The organism is Leptospira gomenensis (assembly GCF_004770155.1).
GTDB lineage: Bacteria > Spirochaetota > Leptospiria > Leptospirales > Leptospiraceae > Leptospira > Leptospira gomenensis.
Genome location: NZ_RQFA01000071.1, coordinates 1 through 1,793, shown reverse-complemented (window position 1 = coordinate 1,793; position 1,793 = coordinate 1). Strand labels below are relative to the sequence as shown.

General features: G+C 40.4%; 2 protein-coding genes and 1 pseudogene. 2 read left to right on the top strand and 1 reads right to left on the bottom strand.

From position 1 onward, the window contains the following. A pseudogene (locus EHQ17_RS15620) lies at positions 1–941 on the top strand (hypothetical protein); the annotation flags it as partial. Positions 942–951: 10 nt separating this feature from the next. Beyond that, the gene (locus EHQ17_RS15615) at positions 952–1,566 is read left to right on the top strand and encodes a leucine-rich repeat domain-containing protein (RefSeq protein ID WP_135590234.1); all 615 of its coding nucleotides are present in this window, start codon (positions 952–954) and stop codon (positions 1,564–1,566) included. Positions 1,567–1,598: 32 nt separating this feature from the next. Here EHQ17_RS15615 and EHQ17_RS20000 read toward each other — a convergent pair. Further along, positions 1,599–1,793, bottom strand: a 195-nt coding sequence (locus EHQ17_RS20000; protein WP_210412907.1) for a hypothetical protein, incomplete at its 5' end; no start/stop codon positions are given.

Here is a 1,793-nt window from a genome sequence, read left to right as displayed (position 1 = left end):
TGGGATACGCCGTGACTCGTAGACAGGATGAGAAGGGCAACTTTGCAGAAGAATCTCCTTTTTACAACGAGACGTTTGGTAGCAAGGGTATTTGGAATGGTATGCAGAGCGCTTGGAACAGCGTGTTTGGATCTAATACAAAAAATCCTCCAGATCAAATTGAATCAGTCTTGAAACGAAGGTTCGATGGTTCCTTTGAAGATGGCGACGGCAATATCTATGTTCAGAACAAACAAGGTAATCTTGTTTTGGCCGGAAGCGAACCAGATTTGATTCTAACGGGTGGAACGAAAGAGAAGGGTCGATATGGCGGAGCGTTTGTAGCTGCGGACGGTTCGATTTACTATTCGAAGGCCGGTTTAGGTAAAGATTCTGATGTAATCTTGATGATGCCTGGCAAAGGAAAGGTATTGGGTAATGACTGGGATACGGAAAAATCTAGGATGCATTATCCAAATGAAAGTAAACAGATAGGTCAAGCTGACTTGATAGCAAAAGACGGAACTGCGTTGTCAGCCTTTGCTCCAAGTGGTGAATTTCGAGTTGTCGGATTTGAAAATAACGAAACTTCTGGAAATGCGATTTCAATTGAATTTGAAGATGCAAATGGAGTTACTCGTGGAATAAAGTTTAGTCATTTGGGCGACAGATTTCCATCGTATATTTTGGAACATTTCAAATCTAATAACAGAAACACGCCCCCGTTGGTTTTAAAATCTGGCACAGTATTCGGCTTTGTAGGAACCACAGGTAACCATTATGTTGGATCCTTGCAAAATGGAGTGAAAGGCCCAACTCCGCATGTGCACGTAACTTTCTATGAAATTCCTAAGCAGAATGGAGAGAGTGCAGTTAAATGGAATTCATATCAAGCTCCTCAGTGGGGTTTGGATGCGCTTGGTTTTAAGGGACATTTAAGGGATTATAACGATATATTTTAAGGAGAAAAGAATGAGAAAAGTAATATCGATCGTCTTTCTATTGCTTGTTTTAACTCAGGTAGGCTGTGAGGAACCAAAATATTATGAGCCGCCTTCGGAAATAGAGGCCAAAAAAAAGAAACAGCAAGAGGAACAAGCAAGGAAAGTATTTACTCCTGAGGAGGAAGAAGCGGAAGCATATTTTAGAAGTTTAAACCCATTGTATTATAAGCGAATGGATCCAAAAGTCATAACTAATATGAATTATGACGATTCTAAGATTTCAGATGAAGGTTTGAAGCATTTAAAATATTATACTACCCTATTCGAGCTCAATTTAAAGAGAACTCAAATAACTGATAAAGGGGTCGAATATTTGACTGCCGTTGAATCTCTTAGCTCTTTAGATTTAGAAGGGACTAAAATTACAAATGAGGGTGTTAAACATATTGCTAAATTAAAAAATCTATGGGGTTTAGATATTTCTGAAAATCCTAATATCACTGATAATTGTGTTCAGTATTTATTGGAGATCAAAAAATTAAGCGAATTAAATATATATCATACATCAATCACTGAAAAAGGAAGAGCTCAGCTGATGGAGCGATTTCCGAACCTCGAATTGATTTATGAGGTTGTCCACTAAAATGTATTCCTCCTCCACGACCCCGCGAGCGATCAAGGCGTGGTCAAGTTATTGGCTTTAGGGAAATGTAATGTTTCAAAAGTAGAACACAATAACTTGACCGGAGCTGCGAGCGCGGTCCGCAGGACGCGGCCGAAGTAGCGTTGATGGCGGGAAGCGCTGCTCTGAATGCGATCGGTAGCGGTGTTGGAGTGAGCGTGAACGTAGGCTACACGTATGCTGATGGA

Bases quoted from the DNA above. Each gene is read 5' to 3' on its own strand.
- EHQ17_RS15615 (WP_135590234.1), top strand. From the start codon at position 952: ATGAGAAAAGTAATATCGATCGTCTTTCTATTGCTTGTTTTAACTCAG.